General features: G+C 73.3%; 3 protein-coding genes. 1 reads left to right on the top strand and 2 read right to left on the bottom strand.

The window, feature by feature from the left end; translation table 11 throughout:
- Positions 1-17: 17 nt before the first annotated feature.
- The gene (locus tag ACFWEJ_RS28380; protein WP_377232503.1) at positions 18-590 is read right to left on the bottom strand and encodes a dihydrofolate reductase family protein; all 573 of its coding nucleotides are present in this window, start codon (positions 588-590) and stop codon (positions 18-20) included.
- Positions 591-792: 202 nt separating this feature from the next.
- On the opposite strand from ACFWEJ_RS28380, the gene ACFWEJ_RS28375 reads away from it, so the two are divergent.
- Entirely contained in the window at positions 793-1,479 is a 687-nt protein-coding gene (locus ACFWEJ_RS28375) for an alpha/beta fold hydrolase (RefSeq protein ID WP_377232502.1), read from the top strand.
- Between the two features lie 35 nt (positions 1,480-1,514).
- Here ACFWEJ_RS28375 and ACFWEJ_RS28370 read toward each other — a convergent pair whose 3' ends face one another.
- Positions 1,515-2,441: a S1C family serine protease gene (locus ACFWEJ_RS28370; RefSeq protein ID WP_377232501.1), complete on the bottom strand. Its 927-nt coding sequence runs from the start codon at positions 2,439-2,441 to the stop codon at positions 1,515-1,517.
- Positions 2,442-2,538: the final 97 nt, after the last annotated feature.

The raw sequence follows: 2,538 nt of genomic DNA, 5'->3' as shown, positions 1-2,538 counted from the left end.
GCCGCGTGGTCACCCTGTCAGCGCACGACGTCGAAGATCTGCTTCTGGATGCCGTTCTTGTACGCCTCGTGCTCGACGAGCCGAAGCTTCTGCGCGGGCTTGTCGGTGTCGCTGAACAGCGGCTTGCCCTGGCCCAGGAGCACCGGAAAGACCAACAGGTGGTAGGAGTCGACGAGCCCCGCGTCGGCGAGCGCCCGGGTCAGCGACACGCTGCCGTGCACCTGGATCTCGCCGCCGTCGGTCTCCTTGAGCCGGGCGACGTCGTCCAGCGAGCGCAGGATGGTGGTCTCGCCCCAGCCGTCGGTCAGGTCCGCGTCGGTGAGGGTCGTGGAGACGACGTACTTGGGCAGCTCGTTGTAGCGCGTGAACTCGGCCATGTCGGGCCACACGGGCGCGAACATCTGGTAGCTGGTGCGGCCGAGCAGCAGCGCGCCGGCCTCCTCCTGCTCCCGGCCCTTGAGCTCGTAGGCCTCGGGGACCATGTCGACGGTCTTGAAGGTCCACGCGGTGTCGTGCAGCTCGGGGTCTCCCCCGGTGGGGTCGACCTTGCCGTCGAGCGAGACGAAGTGCGTGGCGACGATGGTGCGCATGCGGTGGATCTCCTGTCGTGGTGGCCGCGCGGTGCGGCGTCCTGCGGGCTGGTTCTACGGGGATGGACGGAAGCGTCGCAGCAAAATCATCGGCTCCGGGCACGATTTCTTATCCGGAAGCAGAACGTCCGGAACCGGTCCTACCGTTGATGATGTCGGCATCGCGCCGCACCACGGATCAGTACGAGTACGGGAGAGAATCATGGACATCCTGCTCATCGGCGGCCTCTGGCTCGACGGTTCGGCCTGGGACGACGTCGTCCCGCAGCTCGAGGCGCTCGGCCACCGGGCCGTGCCGATCACGCTGCCCGGCCAGGGCGACGGCCGGGCGGACGCCACACTGGCGGACCAGGTGGCCACCGTGGTCGCCGCCGTGGACGCGGCCTCCGGCAGGCCGCTCGTCGTGGGGCACTCCGCGGCGTGCACCCTGGCGTGGCTCGCGGCCGACGCGCGTCCCGAGCGGGTGGCCGGCGTGGTCCAGGTCGGTGGCTTCCCGTGGGGCGGCGGCAAGCCCTATGCCGACCTGTTCGAGGTCGTCGACGGCGCCATGGCGTTCCCCGGCTGGGAGCCGTTCGAGGGCCCGGACTCGGCGGACCTCTCCGCAGAGGCCCGGGCTGCCTTCTCGGCCAGGGCCGTCCCGGTCCCCGAGGCGGTCGCGCGCGGCGTGGTGCACCTGAGCGACGAGCGCCGGTTCGACGTGCCCGTGGTGGTCGTGTGCCCCGAGTTCACGCCCGCCCAGGCGCAGGAGTGGATCGACGCCGGCGACGTCCCCGAGCTCGCACGCGCCAAGCACGTCGACCTGGTCGACATCGACTCGGGCCACTGGCCCATGTTCACGCGGCCGGCGGAGCTGGCGCGCGTCCTGGCGGACGCGGCCGCGACGGTGTGACGGCGTCGCCGCCGGACGACGGCGGCCCGGCGCCCTCACGGCGCGGTGACCAGCTCCTGCGGGAGCACCACCGCGTCGACGAGGGCGCCGTTGCGCCACACCGTCACCTCGGTGCGCCGCCCGATGGCGTCGCCCACCATGAGGCGCTGCACGGCCGTGGTCGTCACGACGGTCGCGCCGTCGATCGCCACGAGGATGTCGCCGCGGCGGATCCCCGCGAGGTCGGCCGGGGACCGCGCGATGACCTGTGCCACCTGCATGCCGGTCCGGGAGCCGACCCGTTCCGCGACCGGCTCGGGCAGCACCACCTGGGCCCCGGCGATGCCCAGCCACGCGCGCCGCACCCGGCCGTCGCGGACCAGGGTGTCGATGATGGCCCGGGTCGTGGCGTTGACCGGCACCGCGAGCCCCAGGCCGATGCCCGCCACGGCGGTGTTGACGCCGACGAGCCGGCCCGCCGTGTCCGCGAGCGCTCCCCCGCTGTTGCCCGGGTTGAGCGCCGCGTCGGTCTGCACCACCTCGTCGATGATCCGGCCGGCCCCGGTCGGCAGGGACCGGCCGAGCGCGGACACGATCCCGGCCGTGACGCTGCCCGCCAGCCCCAGCGGGTTGCCGAGGGCCACGACGAGCTGGCCGACCCGCAGGACGGCGGCGTCCCCGAGGGGCAGGGCGGGCGGCACGTCGTCGTCCGCCCGCAGCACCGCGAGGTCGGAGAGCGGGTCCCGCCCGATCACCCGCGCCGCGACCTCCGAGCCGTCGGAGAAGGCGGCGCGGACGTTCGTGGCCGACTCGACGACGTGCGCGCTCGTCAGCAGCAGCCGGTCGCCCGGGATGACCGAGGCGCTCCCGGCCCCCGCCCCGCGCGCCGTCCGCACCGAGACCGCCGCGACCGACGGCAGGACGGCGTCGACCACGCGCACGATCGACGCCGAGTAGGCGTCCAGCGCCTCCTGATCGTTCATAGGTCCCATCACACACCGCGCGGCGCGGTCCGGGGAGGGGATTCGCCACGGGCAGACAAGGCCGGCCTGCTTCTCTTTGAGGCCCGGGTTTCTTCGC

The sequence above is a fragment of the Promicromonospora sp. NPDC060204 genome (genome assembly GCF_042728455.1).
In the GTDB taxonomy this organism is placed as follows: Bacteria; Actinomycetota; Actinomycetes; order Actinomycetales; family Cellulomonadaceae; genus Promicromonospora.
Note: the sequence above shows the minus strand (reverse complement) of the source record. Positions and strands in the feature narration are given on the sequence as shown.